Below are 18,253 nucleotides of genomic sequence, written 5' to 3'. Positions count from 1 at the left end.
GGCTTAGTGGGCGCTCATGACGTGCTTGATGCGGGTGTACTCTTCGAAGCCGAACATCGACAGGTCCTTGCCGTAGCCGGAGTCCTTGAAGCCACCGTGCGGCATCTCGCCAACCAGCGGGATGTGGCAGTTGATCCAGACGCAGCCGAACTCGAGCTCGCGGCTGAAGCGCTCCGCAATCTTGTGGTTGTTTGTCCACACGCTGGAGGCCAAGCCGTAAGAAACATCGTTGGAGTACTCGAGGGCCTGATCTGCATCAGCGAAAGGCTGCACAGTCAGGATCGGGCCGAAGGATTCCTCCTGGATGGGGCGGTCGGACTGCTTCAGACCAGTGATGATGGTCGGGGTAAGGAAGAAGCCCTTGTCGCCAACGCGCTTGCCACCGGTGGCGATCGTCGCGTAATCAGGGAGGTTTTCGAGGATTTCGGTGACCTTCGCGAAGTGACGGGCGTTGTTCAGCGCGCCGTAGAAGGCATCCTCGTCATCCGGTGCGCCTGGGCGCAGCTTCTCGGCTTCTGCCACGAGCAGCTTGGTGAACTCCTCCTGCACAGAATCCTGCACGAGCACGCGAGTAGCTGCGGTGCAGTCCTGGCCACCATTGAAGAAGCCCGCCGCAGCAATACCCTCGGCAGCAGCCTGCAGGTCAGCGTCTTCAAACACAACCACGGGTGCCTTACCGCCCAGTTCCAGGTGGGAGCGCTTCAAGTTTTCGCCAGCAGACTTGCCGACCGCACGACCAGCCGGAACGGAACCGGTGATCGCAACCATCGCGACGTCAGGATGTGCAACCAACGTCGCACCAGTGGACGCATCGCCCAGGACAACATTGACGACGCCCTTGGGGAAGATCTCGCCGATAAGCTCGACGAACTTCAGGGTGGAGCTGGGGGTGGTGTCGGAAGGCTTGATCACGACCGTGTTGCCAGCGGCCAGTGCGGGGCCGAGCTTCCAGATGGCCATCATCAGCGGGTAGTTCCACGGGGTGACCTGGCCGATCACGCCGATGGGCTCGCGGCGGATGGAGGAGGTGTGGCCCTCCATGTACTCACCCTGGGACAGGCCGTTGAGGACACGAGCCGCACCGGCGAAGAAACGCAGCTGATCAGCGCCAACACCGCATTCTTCGGATTCGACCATGGCGATCAGCTGGCCGGTCTCGCGGGACTGGATCTCTGCGATCTCACGGCCGTGCTCTTCGAGTGCGTCAGCGAGCTTCAGCAAGCAGGCTTGGCGCTCGGAGGGGGTGGTGCGGCGCCATGTCTTGAATGCTCCCTTGGCTGCGGCGACCGCCGCATTGACATCTGCCTCGTTGGAAATCGGGGAGATCGCGATGATCTCTTCGGTGACAGGGCTCTGGAGCTCGAGGGTTCCTTCGCCCTGGGCAGCAACGTATTCGTTATTGATGTAGTTCTTCAGCGTTTGTGTGCCAGACGCCATGAGGGCCTCCTTGTTGTGGGGATCACGTAAGTTCAGCCTTCATTATTGACGCCACGCACAACAGCATCACACCGCCACATCGGCGATCTGCGCACAATGCTTTTCACCCACATGTACAAAGACCCCCGGATGGGTGCAGCCCTTCTACACTGGTGGCATGACCACACTCCAAGGAAAAACAGCACTCGTAACCGGCGGAACCCTAGGAATTGGCGCAGGTATCGCGTGCACCCTCGCCGCCCATGGCGCCGACGTCATCGTAACCGGGCTCACCCAAGAAGAATGTGACGCAGCCGAATTCCCCGCCCACGTTCTAGACGTCCGCGACCGCGACGCCTGCCAGAAACTTATCGACTCCCTCGACACGCTTGACATCCTGGCGAGCAACGCAGGCATCTACCCCCAAGCCACAATCGCCGACATGACAGACGAAGACATCGACCTCATCTTCGACGTCAATGTCAAAGGCACCATCCACATGGTCCAAGCAGCCGCACCCTTGCTGGAAGCCTCCGGCTCCGGCCGCGTCATCGTGACCTCTTCCATCACCGGCAATTACACCGGCTACCCGCAATGGTCACACTATGGAGCCACCAAAGCAGCACAGATGGGCTTCGTTCGCAGCGCAGCCATCGAACTGGCATCCAAGGGGATCACCGTCAACGCCGTACTGCCGGGCAACGTGCTCACACCAGGTCTTGAAGCCATGGGCAAAGACTATCTAGACGCAATGACGTCGTCCGTACCCCTCGGATTCCTGGGCACCCCTGAGGACATCGGTGAGGCGGTCGCATTCCTCGCCAGCGACGGCGCCCGCTACATCACCGGCCAGGGAATCGTCATCGACGGCGGCCAGATCCTGCCCGAATCCCAGGACTTCTGACACTTAAGGCCCTGGGCGTTCCAACTGCAGCAAGGTCTTTCCCCAGCCGACCGGGGTGGATGACTCCACACGCCACCCCGCATCAGCAACCACGCGCGCTAGGCCACGCTGCGTCGGAACACTACCGCCGCATTCAATCAACCTCAGCAGGTCTTCTTCAACAGCGTGCTCATCAGCGCCTGCCTCCGGCAACAACTCCGTGACGATCGCGCAGCGATCCACACGAAGCCCCCGCAAACGCTGCACCAACTGCTCATCCGAGCTGGCAATGCAAGGATCAATCAACAGCACCACACCCGCGTCTTCGCCTGCAGCACCCTCCCCCACTGAGACCTGCGCCCGGCGCGCCGGATGCACATCCTCCACCCCGGCCCCTTCGGGCATAACCACCTGTGGAGCACCTTTACGCACAAGCTCATCCGCGTAGATCGAGCAACCGGGGCCATCCACGGCAATCACACAGTCATACAACCGCACCAAGGCAGACGCGACCGCCGGGGCAGTCCAACCAGCCGCCGGATCCTCCAACCGCGCCGCACGCCCAAGCGAGTTACCCTCCATTGCCTGGTCGATATGCGCCCACGCCAACGCACGCGGCGTCAACAATCGGGCACCCAAGCCCTCTGGATCTGCAAGATCCACGCCCATGCGTGACAAGCGAAACAGCCCGACCTCCGGCTGCTCCACCAAACCAATGGCCTCCAAATAGCGCAGAAGGCGCACCGTAACCGCCGGATCCAAACGCCCCACCTGCGCTGGGGCAACGGGAGCATCAGCCTCAAACAAGTCACTCAACACCCCAGCAGCATGCGCGGCGCGCACAGCGTACGCCGGGCCGACCTCCAGCATGTCGTGCAACTGCTCGAACGCCGCCAAACGAGAATTAATTGGTACACCATCGTCGCCGAGGACAACATCCTGCTGGCGCCAATAGCCCGTAAACTCCACGTTTTCACGCGGCACATCGAGGCGCTTAGCCAACGCGCGCACGGCCTTCAGCTGGCCGGCCTCCCCCGCCGCCCACACATAGCCCTCACCGGCGGGCGCACAATCAAATAAACGCTGCACAACCTGGCTAAAACGCCCACCCTCTGCCGCCACCACCCAATGCACATCAGCATCAGCACGGGTCTCAATATCCAGCACATCCGCACGGTCGGCAACCTCAATGACCGCTGTGACCTTCTGACCTGCAGGCAACTCCTCCAAACAACGCGCAATCGCCGGCAACGCAGTGTGATCCCCACACAACAACAACCAATCCGCATGCGCCGGAAGCTCACCGCACATCTTCGGCCCAGCGATATACACCCGGTCCCCCACCGTCACACGCTGACAAAAATCCTCCGCCAACCCCGCGCCATGCCGCGCGAAATCAATGACAACCTCGCCCGACGCGGCGTCATACTTACGCACAGTGTAGGCACGGAAGAGGTTCTTGATCTCCTCCGTCCACTCCAGATTCCCATTACCCAACGGCCGCGGAAAAGGCCGCTCGCCAGTAGTGGGATGCGGGAAGATAATGCGCACGTCATCATCGAAACCAGTGCTGACAAACTCCGGGCTATCCACACCACGGCGCGTGCCCGCCCGCAGCTCCTCACCACCGAGGGTAATGCGGCGCAAATTCGGGGTAACGTCCTCCACCCGCACAACCTCCACGTCACGGAGGGTAATTGGGTAAATTTCACGATAGCGGCTGTTTCGAGACATGTGGTGAAGTCCTGTAGATCGGTGCGGGCGAAAACGGTCGTGGGGTACACGCAGTTGATAAAAGCAACACCAGTATAGATGAAGCCTAAACAAACTAAAGTTTGATCTGGTTTTGCAGGGAGCACGCACGCATTGACGACGATCCCGCCAGGACTTTACCGTGGCAACGATAGGCTGCGGGCGCGTCAATCGCCTACGCCCAGTGCACAGGCCTCGCGCAGGCGTTGGAGCTGCACAGAATACAAAAAATCAGCAGATTTGCCCCACCCGGCCTCATAAGCCCAGGTCGCTTGAGTGAAATCTGCAAATCTGCCGATTTTTTGTACTCTCCGACGCGGCGCCTAGCCCCAGCTGATCTCCTCGAGGTCGAGCCCGGCCTTTTCCGCCTCGCCTTCGATCAGACGCAGCAAATAGGGCGCAGCCCCGCGATAACTGGCAGAAAAACGCTCGTCTACTGCGCGGACCATCCGCTGCAGGTGAGCTGCTTCTTTCAGCAGTTTTTGTCGCTGCTGTTTCAGTACATGAGGGGCCATCGCGGCGTCATCAAGTATGTCCTTGATGCTGGCCAGCGGCACCCCGGCGCTGCGGTAGACAAGGACCTTCAGCGCCCGGCGGATGTCGGCTTCCGTGTAGATGCGGTAGTCGCTATACGTGCGCCACTGCGGGCTGAGCAGGCCGATGCTGTCCCAATACCGCAGCGTCCGCGTGGTGACGCCAAGTTTGGCGGCTGCTTCACTGATGGAATATTCGCTCACAGTTTCCACTTTCTGCGTTGACGTAGCGTCAAGGTCAAGTCCGGTTTTCACGATAACGTGATGACGCCGCGTACATGTCCGCCCCATGTGCCGATGACGTGTCGAAGAAATCACGAAAAGTGTACACGTCGTTTAAATATGTCGATGCGGTGTACACGTGAAAGGATCCGCCATGGCATTCGACCCAAACCGCCCCTAAAAGAAGGCAACTGCATATACGGGAGGCGAACAACGCCGACTTTGCGTGCACCGAAATCGGCAAATTCTGCATCTGGGTGGGCATTGGCCCAGGTCGTGCTCCACGCGAACAACAATTTGCCCATTTCGGTGCACAGATGCCGCACATTAAGTGTGGGCATGAAAAAACCGGCCTCCACCGCAGGGTGGGGCCGGTCATTTTGGGTTTGCCGCTTTAGGGTTTAGCGTGCCTTCTCGACGATTTCGACGAGACGGAAGTGCTTGTCCTTGGACAGCGGGCGGGTCTCTTCGATGCGGACGAGGTCGCCGACGCCGGCGATCTCGTTCTCGTCGTGGACCTTCACCTTGGAGTTGGTGCGGATGGTCTTGCCGTACAGGCCGTGGCGCTTACGGTCTTCCAGTTCAACGACGCAGGTCTTCTGCATCTTGGTGGAAACGACGTAGCCGGTGCGGACCTTACGTGCGCCCTTTTCCTTCTTGTTCACGTTTGCCTCACTCATGTTTAAGCCTCAGCTCCCGGAACAACGGACAGGCCCAGCTCACGCTCGCGAATAACGGTGTAGATGCGGGCGATGTCGCGCTTGACCGTGCGCAGGCGACGGTTGTTGGTCAACTGGCCGGTTGCCATCTGGAAGCGAAGGTTGAACAGTTCTTCCTTGCAGTCCTTCAGGCGGGTGACCAGTTCTTCTTCGGAGAGCTCGCGGAGCTCAAATGCGGGGGTACCGGTAGCCATTAGAACTGGTCCTCCTTCTTAACGATACGGACCTTGCAGGGCAGCTTCTGAGCTGCGCGACGAAGTGCCTCGAGGGCAACTTCTTCGTTCGGGTAGCTCATCTCGAAGAGGATGCGACCAGGCTTGACGTTGGCGACCCACTTCTCGACGGGGCCCTTACCGGAACCCATACGCACGCCGAGCGGCTTCTGGGTCAGGGGGCGGTCCGGGAAGATGTTGATCCACACCTTGCCACCACGCTTGACGTGGCGGTTGATGGCAATACGAGCGGATTCGATCTGACGGTTGGTGATGTAGGTCGGCTCGAGAGCCTGGATGCCGTAGTCACCGTGGGTGATGCGGTTACCGCCCTTGGACACACCGGTACGGGTGGGACGGTGCTGGCGACGGTACTTAACGCGCTTGGGGATAAGCATTCTTAGCCCTCCTGCTTCTGCTCTGCACGCTGACGACGCTGGCCACCGCGGCGCGGACGCTCGCGACGGTCACCGCGGCCACGACGTGCGTCGGGTGCGTAGAGGTCGCTTTCGCGCTTGCCGCCGACGACGTCACCCTTGTAGATCCACACCTTGACGCCAATGCGGCCGAAAGTGGTGTGTGCTTCGTAGGTGCCGTAGTCGATCTCGGCGCGGAGGGTGTGCAGCGGCACGCGGCCCTCGTGGTAGCGCTCGGTGCGGGACATCTCGGCACCGCCGAGACGACCCGAGCACACGACCTTGATGCCCTTGACCTGCGGCTGGCGCATCGCGGACTGGATGGCCTTACGCATTGCGCGGCGGAATGCCACGCGGTTGGTCAGCTGCTCTGCGATGGACTGTGCCACCAGCTGAGCGTTGGCGTCAATGTTCTTGACTTCGAGGATGTTGAGGGCAACCTGCTTGCCGGTGAGCTTTTCGAGCTCGCCGCGGATGCGGTCAGCCTCGGAACCACGACGGCCGATCACGATGCCCGGGCGGGCGGTGTGGATGTCGACGCGGACGCGGTCACGGGTGCGCTCGATAACAACGTCGGCGACACCAGCGCGATCCAGGTTCTTGGACAGGAATTCGCGGATCTTGATGTCTTCGGCGAGGTAATCGGCGTAGGACTTATCGGCGTACCAGTGGGACTTCCAATCGGAAGTAATGCCCAGCCGGAGGCCGTGGGGGTGGATTTTCTGGCCCACTACTGAGCACTTCCCTTCTGGCTCTCGACAACCACGGTGATGTGGCTGGTGCGCTTACGGACGTGGAATGCACGACCCTGTGCGCGCGGGCGGAAACGACGCATCGTGGGGCCCTCGTCGGCGTATGCCTCGGAGATGACCAGGGTGCGCGGGTCCAGACCGAAGTTGTTCTCGGCGTTGGCGGCTGCGGATGCAACTACCTTGGCGACCGGCTCGGAAGCAGCCTGGGGGGCGTACTTCAGGATAGCCATTGCCTCGGATACGGACTTGCCGCGAACGAGGTCGATGACGCGGCGTGCCTTCATCGGGGTAACGCGGACGAAACGCGCGGTGGCGCGTGCGGACGTGATTGCTTCACTCATCGCTTATCGACGTCCCTTCTTGTCGTCCTTGATGTGACCCTTGAAGGTCTTGGTCGGGGCGAACTCGCCCAGCTTGTGGCCGACCATGGAATCATCCACGAACACGGGCACGTGCTTGCGACCGTCGTGGACGGCGAAGGTGTGGCCGATGAAATCGGGGAGAATGGTGGAGCGGCGGGACCAGGTCTTGATGACCTGCTTGGTGCCCTTTTCGTTTTGTGCATCAACCTTAGCGAGGAGGTGCTCGTCTACGAACGGGCCTTTCTTTAGGCTACGTGGCATTGTCTACCTCCTCTTAGCGCTTCTTGTTTTTGTTGCTGCGACGACGACGCATGATCAGCTTGTCGCTCGGGCGGTTGGGCTTGCGGGTACGACCCTCGGGCTTGCCCCACGGGGAAACCGGGTGGCGACCACCGGAGGTCTTACCTTCACCACCACCGTGTGGGTGGTCGACCGGGTTCATAACGACACCACGGACGGTCGGGCGAACGCCCTTCCAGCGCATACGGCCGGCCTTACCCCAGCGGATGTTGATCTGGTCAGCGTTGCCGACCTCACCAACAGTTGCGCGGCAACGGATGTCGACGCGGCGGATTTCGGAGGAGGGCATACGCAGGATTGCGTAACGGCCTTCCTTACCGAGCAGCTGGATGGAGGTACCTGCGGAGCGAGCCATCTTGGCGCCGCCGCCGGGCTTCAGCTCGACGCAGTGCACGGTGGCACCGGCCGGGATGTTGCGCAGCGGGAGGTTGTTGCCGGGCTTGATGTCGGCGTTGGGGCCGGACTCAACGATGGTGCCCTGCTTGAGACCCTTGGGGGCGATGATGTAGCGCTTTTCGCCATCTGCGTAGTGCAGGAGGGCGATGTTAGCGGTACGGTTCGGGTCGTACTCGATGTGAGCGACCTTAGCGGTGATGCCGTCTTTGTCGTTACGACGGAAGTCGATCAGACGGTAACGGCGCTTGTGGCCGCCACCCTTGTGACGGGTGGTGATGTGGCCGTGTACGTTGCGGCCGCCGGTCTTGTGCAGCGGGCGCAGCAGGCTCTTTTCCGGAGTCGAGCGAGTGATCTCCTCGAATTCGGAAACGGAGCTCTGGCGGCGACCCGGGGTTGTCGGCTTGTACTTACGAATAGCCATAGTTGTCCTTACCTTTCAATCGGCGCCTTAAGCGGCGGAGCCGCCGAAGATGTCGATTGCGTCGCTGCCTTCACGGAGGGTGACGATCGCACGCTTCGTGTTCTTGCGCTTACCAAAACCGGTGCGGGTGCGCTTGCGCTTGCCCTCGCGGTTGATGGTGTTGACGGATTCGACCTTGACACCGAAGATCTGCTCAATAGCGATCTTGATCTGGGTCTTGTTTGCCTCAGGTGCAACAAAGAAGGTGTACTGCTGCTGCTCCATGAGACCGTATGCCTTCTCGGACACTACCGGTGCGAGAATGATGTCGCGGGGATCTGCGATGGTGGCCATTACTTTTCCTCTCCAGCGCCGACAACGCGGTTAACGAAGCTGTTGAGTGCCTCCACGGAGAACACAACGTCGTCAGAGTTGAGGACGTCGTAGGTGTTCAGCTGATCCTGGTGCAGGATGTGAACGCCGGGGAGGTTGTTAGCGGACTTGATGGAGACTACGTCTTCACGGCCGACAACAAACAGTACGTTCTTGCGCTCGGTCAGGCGCTCGATGAATGCGCGGGCTGCCTTGGTGGACGGGGTCTGGCCGGTGACGAGTTCTTCAACGACGTGAATACGGTCGTGGCGAACGCGGTCGGTCAGTGCACCGAACAGTGCGGCTGCCTTCATCTTCTTCGGGGTGCGCTGGGTGTAGTCACGCGGCTGAGGGCCGTGGGAGATGCCACCACCGGTGAAGTGCGGTGCGCGGATCGAACCCTGGCGGGCGCGACCGGTACCCTTCTGGCGGAACGGCTTCTTGCCACCACCGGAGACCATAGAACGGGTCTTGGTGGCGTGGGTGCCCTGGCGCTTTGCGGCGAGCTGGGCATTGACGACCTGGTGCATCAGTGCAACAGATGCTTCGCGGTCGAAGATCTCTGCAGGCAGCTCGACCTGGCCGTTGGTTTTACCGTCAGCGGTGTGGACGTCCAACTTCAGATTGCTCATGCGTGTGCACCGCCCTTCACTGCGGTCTTGACGGTTACGACGCCGCCGCGAACACCGGGGATTGCACCCTTGATGAGCAGCAGGTTAGCGTCGGCGTCAACCTTCTGAACCTTGAGGTTCTGGGTGGTGACGCGCTCATTACCCATGCGGCCTGCCATGCGGGTGCCCTTAAAGACACGACCCGGGGTAGCGCAGGCGCCGATGCCGCCGACGCGGCGGTGTGCGGCCTGGTTACCGTGGGATGCGCCCTGGCCCGCGAAGCCGTGGCGCTTCATGGCGCCAGCGTAGCCCTTACCCTTGGAGGTACCGGTGACGTCAACGAAGGATACGCCTTCGAAGATGTCGACGGTGATGTCCTGTCCAACCTCGTAGCCAGAGACATCGTCCATGCGAATCTCGGTAACGTGGCGGCGGGGGGTAACGCCAGCTTTGTTGAAGTGGCCTGCCTGAGGCTTCTTGACCTTACGGGGATCAATTTCACCGTAGGCGATTTGGATGGCGTTGTAGCCATCGTTGTCAATGGTACGAATCTGGGTGACTACGCACGGACCAGCTCCGACGACGGTGACGGGGATAACCCGGTTGTCCTCGTCGAAGATCTGGGTCATGCCGAGCTTGGTGCCCAGAATTCCCTTGATCTCAGTTTCACTCATTATTTATTCTCCGATGCCAATACTTACGTCGATCACTGAATATTCACGTCGACGCTGGCCGGAAGGTCGATGCGCATAAGAGCGTCGACAGTCTTGGGCGTCGGGTCGAGGATATCGATCAGGCGCTTGTGAGTGCGCATCTCGAAGTGCTCGCGAGAGTCCTTGTACTTGTGCGGAGAACGAATAACGGCGTAAACGTTCTTCTCGGTCGGCAGCGGCACCGGGCCAACGACGCGTGCACCCGTGCGGGTGACGGTTTCAACGATCTTGCGCGCAGAGGCGTCGATCGCTTCGTGGTCGTAGGCCTTGAGCCTAATGCGGATTTTTTGTCCCGCCACGCTTGTCCTCTTCCTTTGGTCCCACATCTACATTCGCGCACGAAGGAGCGGTGGGAATTGCTTTTAGTATCTCTATAACGTTGTCCGGATGTGCCGGGCGCAACGCCAGTTTTGTGTTTCACGAACCGGATCTACGCAGATGGGAATAAACGTCTGCTAGCCGGTTACATCCCCCAAATATGCGTGGGGTTGTTGCCTACTGCCGCTGTTTATTTGCCATGCCACATTGTCCGGGCCCTTACGGGCTCCACGTGCGTCTTAACAACGCGTTGTGGTTCATGTTTGCTAAGCCACGGGAGTGAAGAAAGCACACCTATGTCAAAGCAACCCTTGTATTTAAGCACGTCACCCACCCCGCTTGCAACCCTCATAGCCAACTGTGAGCAAAAACATATTCGCGCTGTTTGCGCTTGTAGACCCCACCAAACAACAAAGCCAGCGGACACCATGAATGGTGCCCGCTGACATCTTATTGATGTCCGGTCAGACTGCTAGTCCCGGGTGTAGAGACGAAGGTTATCGATCGTCGCAGAGCCCTCGTAGTAGTTGAGGTGCGGGAGACCAATGATGAAGTTGTCCAGGTAGTTGGTTCCCTCGGGCCACATATCCTTTTCGAAGGAGCCGTCAGGGCCCTCGATGGTCAGCTTTTGGTTGTGCTGCCCGTGGTAGCCGTCTGCGTCAGACTGGTTGTAGTGCCAAATCGAGTGGCCATCATTGGTTTCGAACTTGCGCTCATTGCGAATGGTGGTGTACCCAACGTTCTTGAAGTTACCGGTCATCTCGGTGACGTAGGAGTCCTTCATACGCTCGATAGCGAAAGTGTAGGTTGTGGCATGGGAAAACCCCAACTACCTCGAGGGGTAGTTGGGGTTTTAAGCCAGCAAGTAAAAGTTATTACTTGATGATCTTGGTGACGCGGCCAGCGCCGACGGTGCGGCCACCTTCGCGGATAGCGAAGCGGAGGCCCTCGTCCATAGCGACCGGCTGGATCAGGGTGACGGACATGTCGACGTTGTCGCCAGGCATGACCATCTCGGTGCCCTCAGGAAGCTTCACAACACCGGTAACGTCGGTGGTGCGGAAGTAGAACTGGGGACGGTAGTTGTCGAAGAACGGGGTGTGGCGGCCGCCCTCATCCTTGGAAAGGATGTAGACGGAGCCCTCGAACTCGGTGTGGGGGGTGTATGCGCCGGGAGCAGCAACGATCTGGCCGCGCTCGACGTCCTCACGCTTGATACCACGGAGCAGCAGACCACAGTTGTCGCCAGCCTCGGTGTAGTCGAGGAGCTTGCGGAACATCTCGATACCGGTAACGGTGGTCTTGATCGACTTCTCGCGGATACCGAGAATCTCGACCTCGTCGTTGACGTTCAGCTTGCCGCGCTCAACACGACCGGTAACGACGGTGCCGCGACCGGTAATGGTGAAGATGTCCTCGATGGGCATGAGGAAGGGCTTGTCGGTCTCGCGCTCCGGATCCGGAATCTTCTCGTCGCAAGCCTTCATGAGCTCAACGATCTTAGCGGTCCACTCGGGGTCACCCTCGAGAGCCTTCAGTGCGGAAACCTGAACGATGGGAGCGTCCTCGTCGTACTCCTGCTCAGCAAGCATTTCGCGAACTTCCATCTCGACGAGCTCGATCATCTCGTCGTCAACATCCGGGGAGTCGCACTTGTTCAGAGCAACGAGGATGTAGGGAACGCCAACCTGGCGAGCAAGAAGAACGTGCTCACGGGTCTGAGGCATCGGGCCGTCGGTAGCGGCAACCACGAGGATCGCGCCGTCCATCTGAGCAGCACCGGTGATCATGTTCTTGATGTAGTCAGCGTGGCCGGGGGCATCCACGTGAGCGTAGTGGCGCTTCTCGGTCTGGTACTCGACGTGGGAGATGTTAATCGTGATACCACGCTCCTTCTCTTCCGGCGCCTTGTCAATAGCGTCGAAAGCGAAAGCCTGGTTCAGCTCCGGGTACTCGTCAGCCAGAACCTTGGTGATGGCTGCGGTCAGGGTGGTCTTACCGTGGTCGACGTGACCAATGGTACCGATGTTGACGTGCGGCTTTGTACGCTCGAACTTCGCCTTTGCCACTGTATGTCCTCCTGGACTTCATGGTGGCTACGACTCTCGCAGCCACATTGGTGGTTGTTTACTACTTGGCACCAGCCCACCAGGGCTAACGCTTTAAAAGTAGCGATTTGATTTGTGCCAGTTACGTAATCCTAGGTGTTCATCGTGCAAAACTCAAACCTGGGCGCTCAGTTGCTGCTTGGCAGGTCTGAGCTACGTGCGCTAACACTACGCTTCCGCACTCTACCAGCTACCAAACCACCGCACCACCTGCCGATTAACCCCCTGGGTTTAATTCACATTGTTTGTTGCGTGGCAATTAGATCACCCGTATTATCTTCCTCGTGCAGTCGTGCACCGGGGTCAGTGAAAGTCTGAACCGGCGGTTACAGTCCGCGACCCTCCCCACCCGGGGAGGTTGAGCTGGTGGAATTCCAGCGCCGACGGTTAAAGTCCGGATGGTAGGAGCACGATCGAGTACGCGGCATCTAGCCACCCCTCACGCATGCCGACCGTGGCATGCGCGGGTAGCCAGCTGTAACGCTGCGCCCTTGTGGGGTTGTGTGTTTCGCGTACCCACATCCCGGTGCCAAAGAAAGTGTTGGAGTCAATGCTAAGCACCGGCATCAACCGGGTTTCCCGCAGAAGTGATCCCGCCCGCGCCTTCGCGGTGGTCGGCGGCGTCACTGTCTTGCTTGTCGCCTGGTTTCTCACAGCCGCAGCCTTGCATAATCCAGCGTTGCTGCCCTCCCCCGTATCAGTGGCCGCGCGGCTTGTTCGAGACAGTCATAATCCTCTGTTTTGGCACGCGTTTGGCCGCACTGTTACTGAAGCATCCTTGGGGTGTTTGCTGGGGGTTGTTGCGGCTCTTCCTTTGGCATATGTGATCTACAAATCATGGGTTCTCGACGCAGCATTCGGCCCCATCATTGCCGTTTCTCAAGCGATTCCCTCCGTGGCTGTTGCACCGTTGCTTGTCATTTGGATCGGTTATGGCACTTTCGCCATTGCCGTTTTGTGTTCCCTCATTGTTTTCTTCCCCATCTTGGTTACTGCGGTGTTGGGTTTGAAGTCCCTGCCCCGCGATGTTGTCGAGGCTGCCCGGCTTGATGGCGCTCATGGCGTGAGTTTGCTGCGGCATATCGAGGCCCCTTTGGCGCTGCCTGCTTTGCTAGCTGGTTTGCGCACGGGGGTGACGTTGTCTGTTATCGGCGCTGTGGTGGGTGAGTTTGTGATGGGTGGTTCCGGCCTTGGTTCCAGGCTGTCTTTGCAGTCGGCTGCGGCTGATATGACTGGTTTGTTTGCGACGGTCACGGTGTTGTGCCTCATGGCTGCACTTGCTTTTCAAACAATCGCACTCGTCGAGCGCACTAATCCGATCATGCGTGCGCTCGCCCAAGGAAAGTAGATAATCATGCACTTTTTTAATATACGCCGCGGTGTTGCGGCGGTCGCACTTGTTGCCCTGGCTGGTTCTGTTGTTGCTTGCAGCAGTGATGACGCCGCGTCTTCCGGATCCCCCGCGACGTCATCAGGTGAGCAGGTGGCTGCCACTATCGGTTTGACATACATCCCGAATGTTCAGTTCGCGCCGGCTTATGTGGCGGACGCCGATGGGACTTTGGGTGATGGGGTGTCGCTGCGGCACCACGGGCAGAATGAGGGCCTGTTTACGGCGCTGTTGTCTGGCCGGGAGCAGTTTGTTGTCGCTGGTGCGGATGAGGTTGCGACGGCCGCCAGCGATGAGTTGTTGGTGGTGTCGCCGTACTACCAGACCTTCCCGGTGACTGTGTCGGTGAAGGCGGATTCAGATATTCATTCGATGGCTGATCTCAAGGGCAAGAAGGTTGGTATTGCCGGCCATTATGGCGAGGGCTGGTACGGGCTGTTGGTGGGCCTGCACAATGCGGGGTTGACTCCCGAAGATATTGATGTGCAGGAAATTGGCTACACACAGCAGGCTGCTCTGGCCGGTGACAAGGTGGATGCGGTAGTCGGCTTTATCAATAATGATGCCGTGCAGATGGAGCTGCGCGGGATGGATGTGCGCAATCTGGATGTTAATGCTGATGATTCTTTGCGTAGCGCCAGTGTGATCACCACTAAGAAGTTTGCTTCTGAGCACCCGGAGACAGTCAAGCAGGTTGTTGCTGGTTTCTATGGTGCGTATGCGAAGTTGAAGGCAGATCCTTCTGCTGGTGTTGAGGCTGCGAAGAAGTTGATTCCGGAGCTGAGTGAGCCAGAGCAGTTGAAGGCGGCTGAGGCGACGATGGATGCGACTGCGAAGCTTCTGCCGGGGCCTGATACGTGTGGTGAGTTGACTGAAGAGTCTGCGCGCAAGATGGTTGAGGTTTTGAAGGAAGTTGGTATTGAGGGTATTCAGGTCGATGGTAGTGACTTGTACAGCACCCAATACTGCCCTTAAGCGGCTTTTATAGCTGGTGTAGCTAAAGGGTTGGCCCCCTTCTGAGATGTCTCAGGAGGGGGCCAACCCTTTTTGGTTCGCTTAAAAGCGTGTGCTTTTAGGCGGTGGTGCCGTTGCGCTCAGCAATGATGTCGGCTGCTACGTTGGTGGGAACCTCAGCGTAGGAGTCGAAGATCATGGAGTAGTTAGCGCGGCCCTGCGTCTTGGAGCGCAGGTCGCCGACGTAACCGAACATCTGAGACAGCGGAACCTTTGCCTTGACCAGCTTGGCGCCGGCACGGTCTTCCATTGCCTGGACCTGGCCACGGCGGGAGTTGACGTCACCAATCACTTCACCCATGTATTCCTCAGGGGTGGTGATTTCGACGGCCATCACGGGCTCAAGCAGGGTGGGCTTTGCCTTTGCGACGGCTTCCTTCAGGGCCATGGAACCAGCGAGCTTGAAGGCCATTTCGGAGGAGTCAACTTCGTGGTAAGCACCGTCAAGGACGGTTGCCTTGATGTTGACCAGCGGGAAGCCAGCGAGGTAGCCGTACTGCATTGCGTCCTGAATACCGGCGTCGACGGAGGGGATGTATTCCTTGGGGATACGGCCACCGGTGACGGCGTTTTCGAACTTGTAGATGGCGGATTCGCCTTCTTCGAGGGTCTCTGCCTCGGGAGCGTAGGGCTCGAGGGCGATGATGACCTTCGCGAACTGACCGGAACCACCGGTCTGCTTCTTGTGGGTGTATTCGAGCTTCTCGACGGGCTTCTTGATGGTCTCGCGGTATGCAACCTGCGGTGCACCAACGTTTGCCTCGACCTTGAATTCGCGCTTCATGCGGTCAACAAGGACGTCGAGGTGAAGCTCACCCATGCCGCCGATGACGGTCTGACCGGTCTCATCGTCGAGCTTGACAGTGAAGGTCGGGTCCTCTTCGGCGAGCTTCTGGATAGCTACGGAGAGCTTCTCCTGGTCAGCCTTGGTCTTAGGCTCGATGGCAACCTCGATAACCGGATCCGGGAAGTCCATGGACTCGAGGATGATCGGGTTAGCGATGTCACAGAGGGTGTCGCCGGTGGTGGTGTCCTTGAGGCCGATGCATGCGTAGATGTTACCTGCGCGTGCTTCGTCAACAGGGTTCTCCTTGTTGGCGTGCATCTGGAACAGCTTGCCGATGCGCTCCTTCTTACCCTTGGTGGAGTTAGCCACCTGGGCGCCCGGCTCAACGATGCCGGAGTAAACGCGAATGAAGGTCAGCTTGCCGAAGAACGGGTGAGCTGCGATCTTGAACGCGAGAGCGGAGAAGGGCTCGTCGACGGAGGGCTTGCGCACCATGTCGACAGCTTCATCGCCGACCTTGTGGCCGTGAACCTCGCCGATGTCCAGCGGGGAGGGCAGGTAGTCGATGACTGCGTCGAGCAGGGGCTGGATTCCCTTGTTCTTGTATGCGGAGCCACAGAGCACTGGGTAGATTTCGGAGGCGACGGTCATCTTGCGGATGGCGGTCTTGATCTCCTCTTCGGTGAGCTCTTCGCCACCGAAGTACTTTTCCATGAGCTCTTCGTCGGACTCTGCGACGGTTTCGAGGAGCTTCTCGCGGTATTCTGCAGCCTTGTCGGCGAGATCGGCGGGGATCTCTTCGATGGTGGCTTCAGCGCCAACCTCAACCTTGCCGCGCCAGGTGATGGCCTTCATCTGGATGAGGTCGACGACACCGTCGAAGTCATCTTCAGCGCCGATGGGCAGCTGCATGACCAACGGCTTTGCGCCGAGGCGGTCGATGATGGTCTGGACGGTGAAGTAGAAGTCCGCGCCCATCTTGTCCATCTTGTTGACGAAGCAGATGCGGGGGACGTCGTACTTGGCAGCCTGGCGCCAGACCTGCTCGGACTGGGGCTCAACACCTTCTTTACCGTCGAACACTGCGACGGCGCCGTCGAGGACGCGCAGGGAGCGCTCAACCTCGACGGTGAAGTCGACGTGGCCGGGGGTGTCGATGATGTTGATCTGGTTACCGTTCCAGAAACAGGTCACAGCGGCGGAGGTAATGGTGATACCGCGCTCTTTTTCCTGCTCCATCCAGTCGGTGGTCGAAGCACCGTCGTGGGTTTCGCCAACCTTGCGGTTGATACCGGTGTAGAACAGAATACGCTCTGTTGCAGTGGTCTTACCAGCATCGATGTGTGCCATGATGCCGATGTTGCGGACCTTATTGAGGTCCTTAAGCACTTCTTGTGCCACGTTATTCCCTAACTCTTGTTGCTGAAAGTTTTAACTACCAGCGGTAGTGAGCGAAGGCGCGGTTGGCCTCAGCCATCTTGTGGGTGTCTTCGCGACGCTTGACGGAAGCACCGAGACCGTTTGCTGCGTCAAGAATCTCGTTGGCGAGACGCTCGGTCATGGTGTTCTCACGACGCTGGCGAGTAAAGGTCACGAGCCAACGGAGAGCAAGGGTGTTTGCACGGCCGGGGCGAACCTCGACGGGCACCTGGTAGGTGGCGCCACCGACACGACGGGAACGAACCTCAAGGTCGGGCTTAATGTTGCCCAGGGCCTTCTCCAGGGTTCCGACCGGATCGGTGCCGGTCTTCTCGCGGCAGATTTCCAGCGCGTTGTACACAATGCGCTCTGCGGTGGACTTCTTGCCGTCCAGGAGAACCTTGTTCACCAGCTGGCTGACAACTTCGGAACCGTAAACCGGATCCTTAACTACGGGACGCTTGGGAGCTGCACCTTTACGCATTGTTTACTTCTCCTTCTTTGCGCCGTAGCGGGAACGAGCCTGCTTGCGGTCCTTGACACCCTGGGTATCGAGGGTGCCGCGGATGATCTTGTAGCGAACACCGGGGAGGTCCTTCACACGACCGCCGCGAACGAGCACCATGGAGTGCTCCTGGAGGTTGTGGCCCTCACCGGGGATGTATGCAGAAACCTCGATGCCGGAGGAAAGGCGCACACGGGCGACCTTACGCAGCGCGGAGTTCGGCTTCTTGGGGGTGGTGGTGTACACGCGGGTGCACACGCCACGGCGCTGAGGGGAACCCTTCAGAGCTGCGGTCTTCACCTTGGCAGTCTTATCGTGGCGGCCCTTGCGGACCAGCTGCTGAATAGTAGGCAATGAACCATCTTTCTTGTATGACCGGCCCCCGCAGGCAGCTACCTGGGTACCTTCGAGGCTATGGTGCTGGAGCTACGACGAGTGCCTGGCGCAGCATCATTGATTTAATGACGTCGCGTTGATTACTGTGTCCGACACCTCACTGTTTCCTGAGGTTTCAGGGGTGGGGTGGCGTCTATAACCGGTCTGAAATTTTCAATTGAGTAATGTAGACATAGGTGACCGAGTCAGCCGCTTTCGCTGGCCTACCTGGGTAAATGTCTACTGCCCGCCTTATATACATATAGGGCTTGTATCAG

22 protein-coding genes and 1 riboswitch are annotated in these 18,253 nt (G+C 59.2%); of the genes, 3 read left to right on the top strand and 19 right to left on the bottom strand.

Annotated features, from left to right (window positions below):
• Positions 1 to 3: 3 nt before the first annotated feature.
• A complete protein-coding gene (locus L1C91_RS05035; RefSeq protein ID WP_234858306.1) occupies positions 4 to 1,437 on the bottom strand; it encodes an aminobutyraldehyde dehydrogenase in 1,434 nt (477 codons plus the stop codon).
• A gap of 157 nt (positions 1,438 to 1,594) precedes the next feature.
• On the opposite strand from L1C91_RS05035, the gene fabG reads away from it, so the two are divergent.
• Positions 1,595 to 2,320: a 3-oxoacyl-ACP reductase FabG gene (fabG, locus tag L1C91_RS05030; RefSeq protein ID WP_234858305.1), complete on the top strand. Its 726-nt coding sequence runs from the start codon at positions 1,595 to 1,597 to the stop codon at positions 2,318 to 2,320.
• 3 nt (positions 2,321 to 2,323) lie between these two features.
• Here fabG and L1C91_RS05025 read toward each other — a convergent pair whose 3' ends face one another.
• From L1C91_RS05025 to tuf, 15 genes are all read right to left on the bottom strand, one after another.
• Positions 2,324 to 4,033, bottom strand: a complete 1,710-nt coding sequence (locus L1C91_RS05025) for a siderophore-interacting protein (protein ID WP_234858304.1) — start codon at positions 4,031 to 4,033, stop codon at positions 2,324 to 2,326.
• A 341-nt stretch (positions 4,034 to 4,374) separates the two neighbouring features.
• Complete coding sequence (locus L1C91_RS05020) at positions 4,375 to 4,839, bottom strand: MerR family transcriptional regulator (protein WP_234858303.1); 465 nt, start codon at positions 4,837 to 4,839, stop codon at positions 4,375 to 4,377.
• A 368-nt stretch (positions 4,840 to 5,207) separates the two neighbouring features.
• Complete coding sequence (gene rpsQ, locus L1C91_RS05015; protein WP_234858302.1) at positions 5,208 to 5,486, bottom strand: 30S ribosomal protein S17; 279 nt, start codon at positions 5,484 to 5,486, stop codon at positions 5,208 to 5,210.
• Between the two features lie 2 nt (positions 5,487 to 5,488).
• Complete coding sequence (rpmC, locus tag L1C91_RS05010; protein ID WP_020975575.1) at positions 5,489 to 5,719, bottom strand: 50S ribosomal protein L29; 231 nt, start codon at positions 5,717 to 5,719, stop codon at positions 5,489 to 5,491.
• Positions 5,719 to 6,135 carry a 50S ribosomal protein L16 gene (gene rplP, locus L1C91_RS05005; RefSeq protein ID WP_234858301.1) on the bottom strand — a complete coding sequence of 139 codons (417 nt, stop codon included), beginning with the start codon at positions 6,133 to 6,135 and terminating at the stop codon, positions 5,719 to 5,721. The genes rpmC and rplP overlap by 1 nt, the downstream gene beginning before the upstream one ends.
• Before the next feature lie 2 nt (positions 6,136 to 6,137).
• The gene (rpsC, locus tag L1C91_RS05000; RefSeq protein WP_020975573.1) at positions 6,138 to 6,884 is read right to left on the bottom strand and encodes a 30S ribosomal protein S3; all 747 of its coding nucleotides are present in this window, start codon (positions 6,882 to 6,884) and stop codon (positions 6,138 to 6,140) included.
• Positions 6,884 to 7,246 (bottom strand): 50S ribosomal protein L22, encoded by a 363-nt coding sequence (rplV, locus tag L1C91_RS04995; protein ID WP_020975572.1) that lies wholly within the window; start codon positions 7,244 to 7,246, stop codon positions 6,884 to 6,886. Before rplV ends, rpsC begins: the two co-directional genes overlap by 1 nt.
• Positions 7,247 to 7,249: 3 nt before the next feature.
• On the bottom strand, positions 7,250 to 7,528 hold the full coding sequence (gene rpsS, locus L1C91_RS04990) for a 30S ribosomal protein S19 (protein WP_013241207.1): 279 nt from the start codon (positions 7,526 to 7,528) through the stop codon (positions 7,250 to 7,252).
• Positions 7,529 to 7,541: 13 nt separating this feature from the next.
• Entirely contained in the window at positions 7,542 to 8,384 is an 843-nt protein-coding gene (gene rplB, locus L1C91_RS04985; protein WP_234652624.1) for a 50S ribosomal protein L2, read from the bottom strand.
• A gap of 27 nt (positions 8,385 to 8,411) precedes the next feature.
• Positions 8,412 to 8,717: a 50S ribosomal protein L23 gene (rplW, locus tag L1C91_RS04980; RefSeq protein WP_020975570.1), complete on the bottom strand. Its 306-nt coding sequence runs from the start codon at positions 8,715 to 8,717 to the stop codon at positions 8,412 to 8,414.
• Entirely contained in the window at positions 8,717 to 9,367 is a 651-nt protein-coding gene (gene rplD, locus L1C91_RS04975; RefSeq protein WP_234858300.1) for a 50S ribosomal protein L4, read from the bottom strand. Before rplD ends, rplW begins: the two co-directional genes overlap by 1 nt.
• Positions 9,364 to 10,020: a 50S ribosomal protein L3 gene (gene rplC / locus L1C91_RS04970; protein WP_234858299.1), complete on the bottom strand. Its 657-nt coding sequence runs from the start codon at positions 10,018 to 10,020 to the stop codon at positions 9,364 to 9,366. Before rplC ends, rplD begins: the two co-directional genes overlap by 4 nt.
• A gap of 32 nt (positions 10,021 to 10,052) precedes the next feature.
• Positions 10,053 to 10,358: a 30S ribosomal protein S10 gene (gene rpsJ, locus L1C91_RS04965; protein ID WP_003854291.1), complete on the bottom strand. Its 306-nt coding sequence runs from the start codon at positions 10,356 to 10,358 to the stop codon at positions 10,053 to 10,055.
• Between the two features lie 491 nt (positions 10,359 to 10,849).
• Positions 10,850 to 11,161, bottom strand: coding sequence for a hypothetical protein (locus L1C91_RS04960; protein WP_234858298.1), 312 nt, complete (start codon positions 11,159 to 11,161; stop codon positions 10,850 to 10,852).
• 91 nt (positions 11,162 to 11,252) lie between these two features.
• Positions 11,253 to 12,446 carry an elongation factor Tu gene (gene tuf, locus L1C91_RS04955; protein WP_234858297.1) on the bottom strand — a complete coding sequence of 398 codons (1,194 nt, stop codon included), beginning with the start codon at positions 12,444 to 12,446 and terminating at the stop codon, positions 11,253 to 11,255.
• Positions 12,447 to 12,774: 328 nt separating this feature from the next.
• Positions 12,775 to 12,899, top strand: a riboswitch (FMN riboswitch).
• Between the two features lie 136 nt (positions 12,900 to 13,035).
• Here tuf and L1C91_RS04950 point away from each other — a divergent pair.
• Together L1C91_RS04950 and L1C91_RS04945 are read left to right on the top strand one after the other, a co-directional pair.
• Positions 13,036 to 13,833 (top strand): ABC transporter permease, encoded by a 798-nt coding sequence (locus L1C91_RS04950; RefSeq protein WP_234858296.1) that lies wholly within the window; start codon positions 13,036 to 13,038, stop codon positions 13,831 to 13,833.
• Between the two features lie 6 nt (positions 13,834 to 13,839).
• Positions 13,840 to 14,850 (top strand): ABC transporter substrate-binding protein, encoded by a 1,011-nt coding sequence (locus L1C91_RS04945; protein ID WP_234858295.1) that lies wholly within the window; start codon positions 13,840 to 13,842, stop codon positions 14,848 to 14,850.
• A 97-nt stretch (positions 14,851 to 14,947) separates the two neighbouring features.
• On the opposite strand, the gene fusA is transcribed toward L1C91_RS04945, so the two are convergent.
• The 3 genes from fusA to rpsL are packed head-to-tail and all read right to left on the bottom strand — an operon-like array spanning position 14,948 to position 17,954.
• The gene (fusA, locus tag L1C91_RS04940; RefSeq protein WP_234858294.1) at positions 14,948 to 17,077 is read right to left on the bottom strand and encodes an elongation factor G; all 2,130 of its coding nucleotides are present in this window, start codon (positions 17,075 to 17,077) and stop codon (positions 14,948 to 14,950) included.
• Between the two features lie 34 nt (positions 17,078 to 17,111).
• Positions 17,112 to 17,579 (bottom strand): 30S ribosomal protein S7, encoded by a 468-nt coding sequence (gene rpsG, locus L1C91_RS04935; RefSeq protein WP_020975561.1) that lies wholly within the window; start codon positions 17,577 to 17,579, stop codon positions 17,112 to 17,114.
• Positions 17,580 to 17,582: 3 nt separating this feature from the next.
• Positions 17,583 to 17,954: a 30S ribosomal protein S12 gene (rpsL, locus tag L1C91_RS04930; protein WP_020975560.1), complete on the bottom strand. Its 372-nt coding sequence runs from the start codon at positions 17,952 to 17,954 to the stop codon at positions 17,583 to 17,585.
• Positions 17,955 to 18,253 lie beyond the last annotated feature (299 nt).

The sequence above is a fragment of the Corynebacterium argentoratense genome (assembly GCF_021491455.1).
GTDB classification, from domain to species: Bacteria; Actinomycetota; Actinomycetes; order Mycobacteriales; family Mycobacteriaceae; genus Corynebacterium; species Corynebacterium argentoratense_A.
The sequence above is the reverse complement of the archived record's forward strand: the minus strand, read 5'-3'. Positions and strand labels throughout refer to the sequence as shown.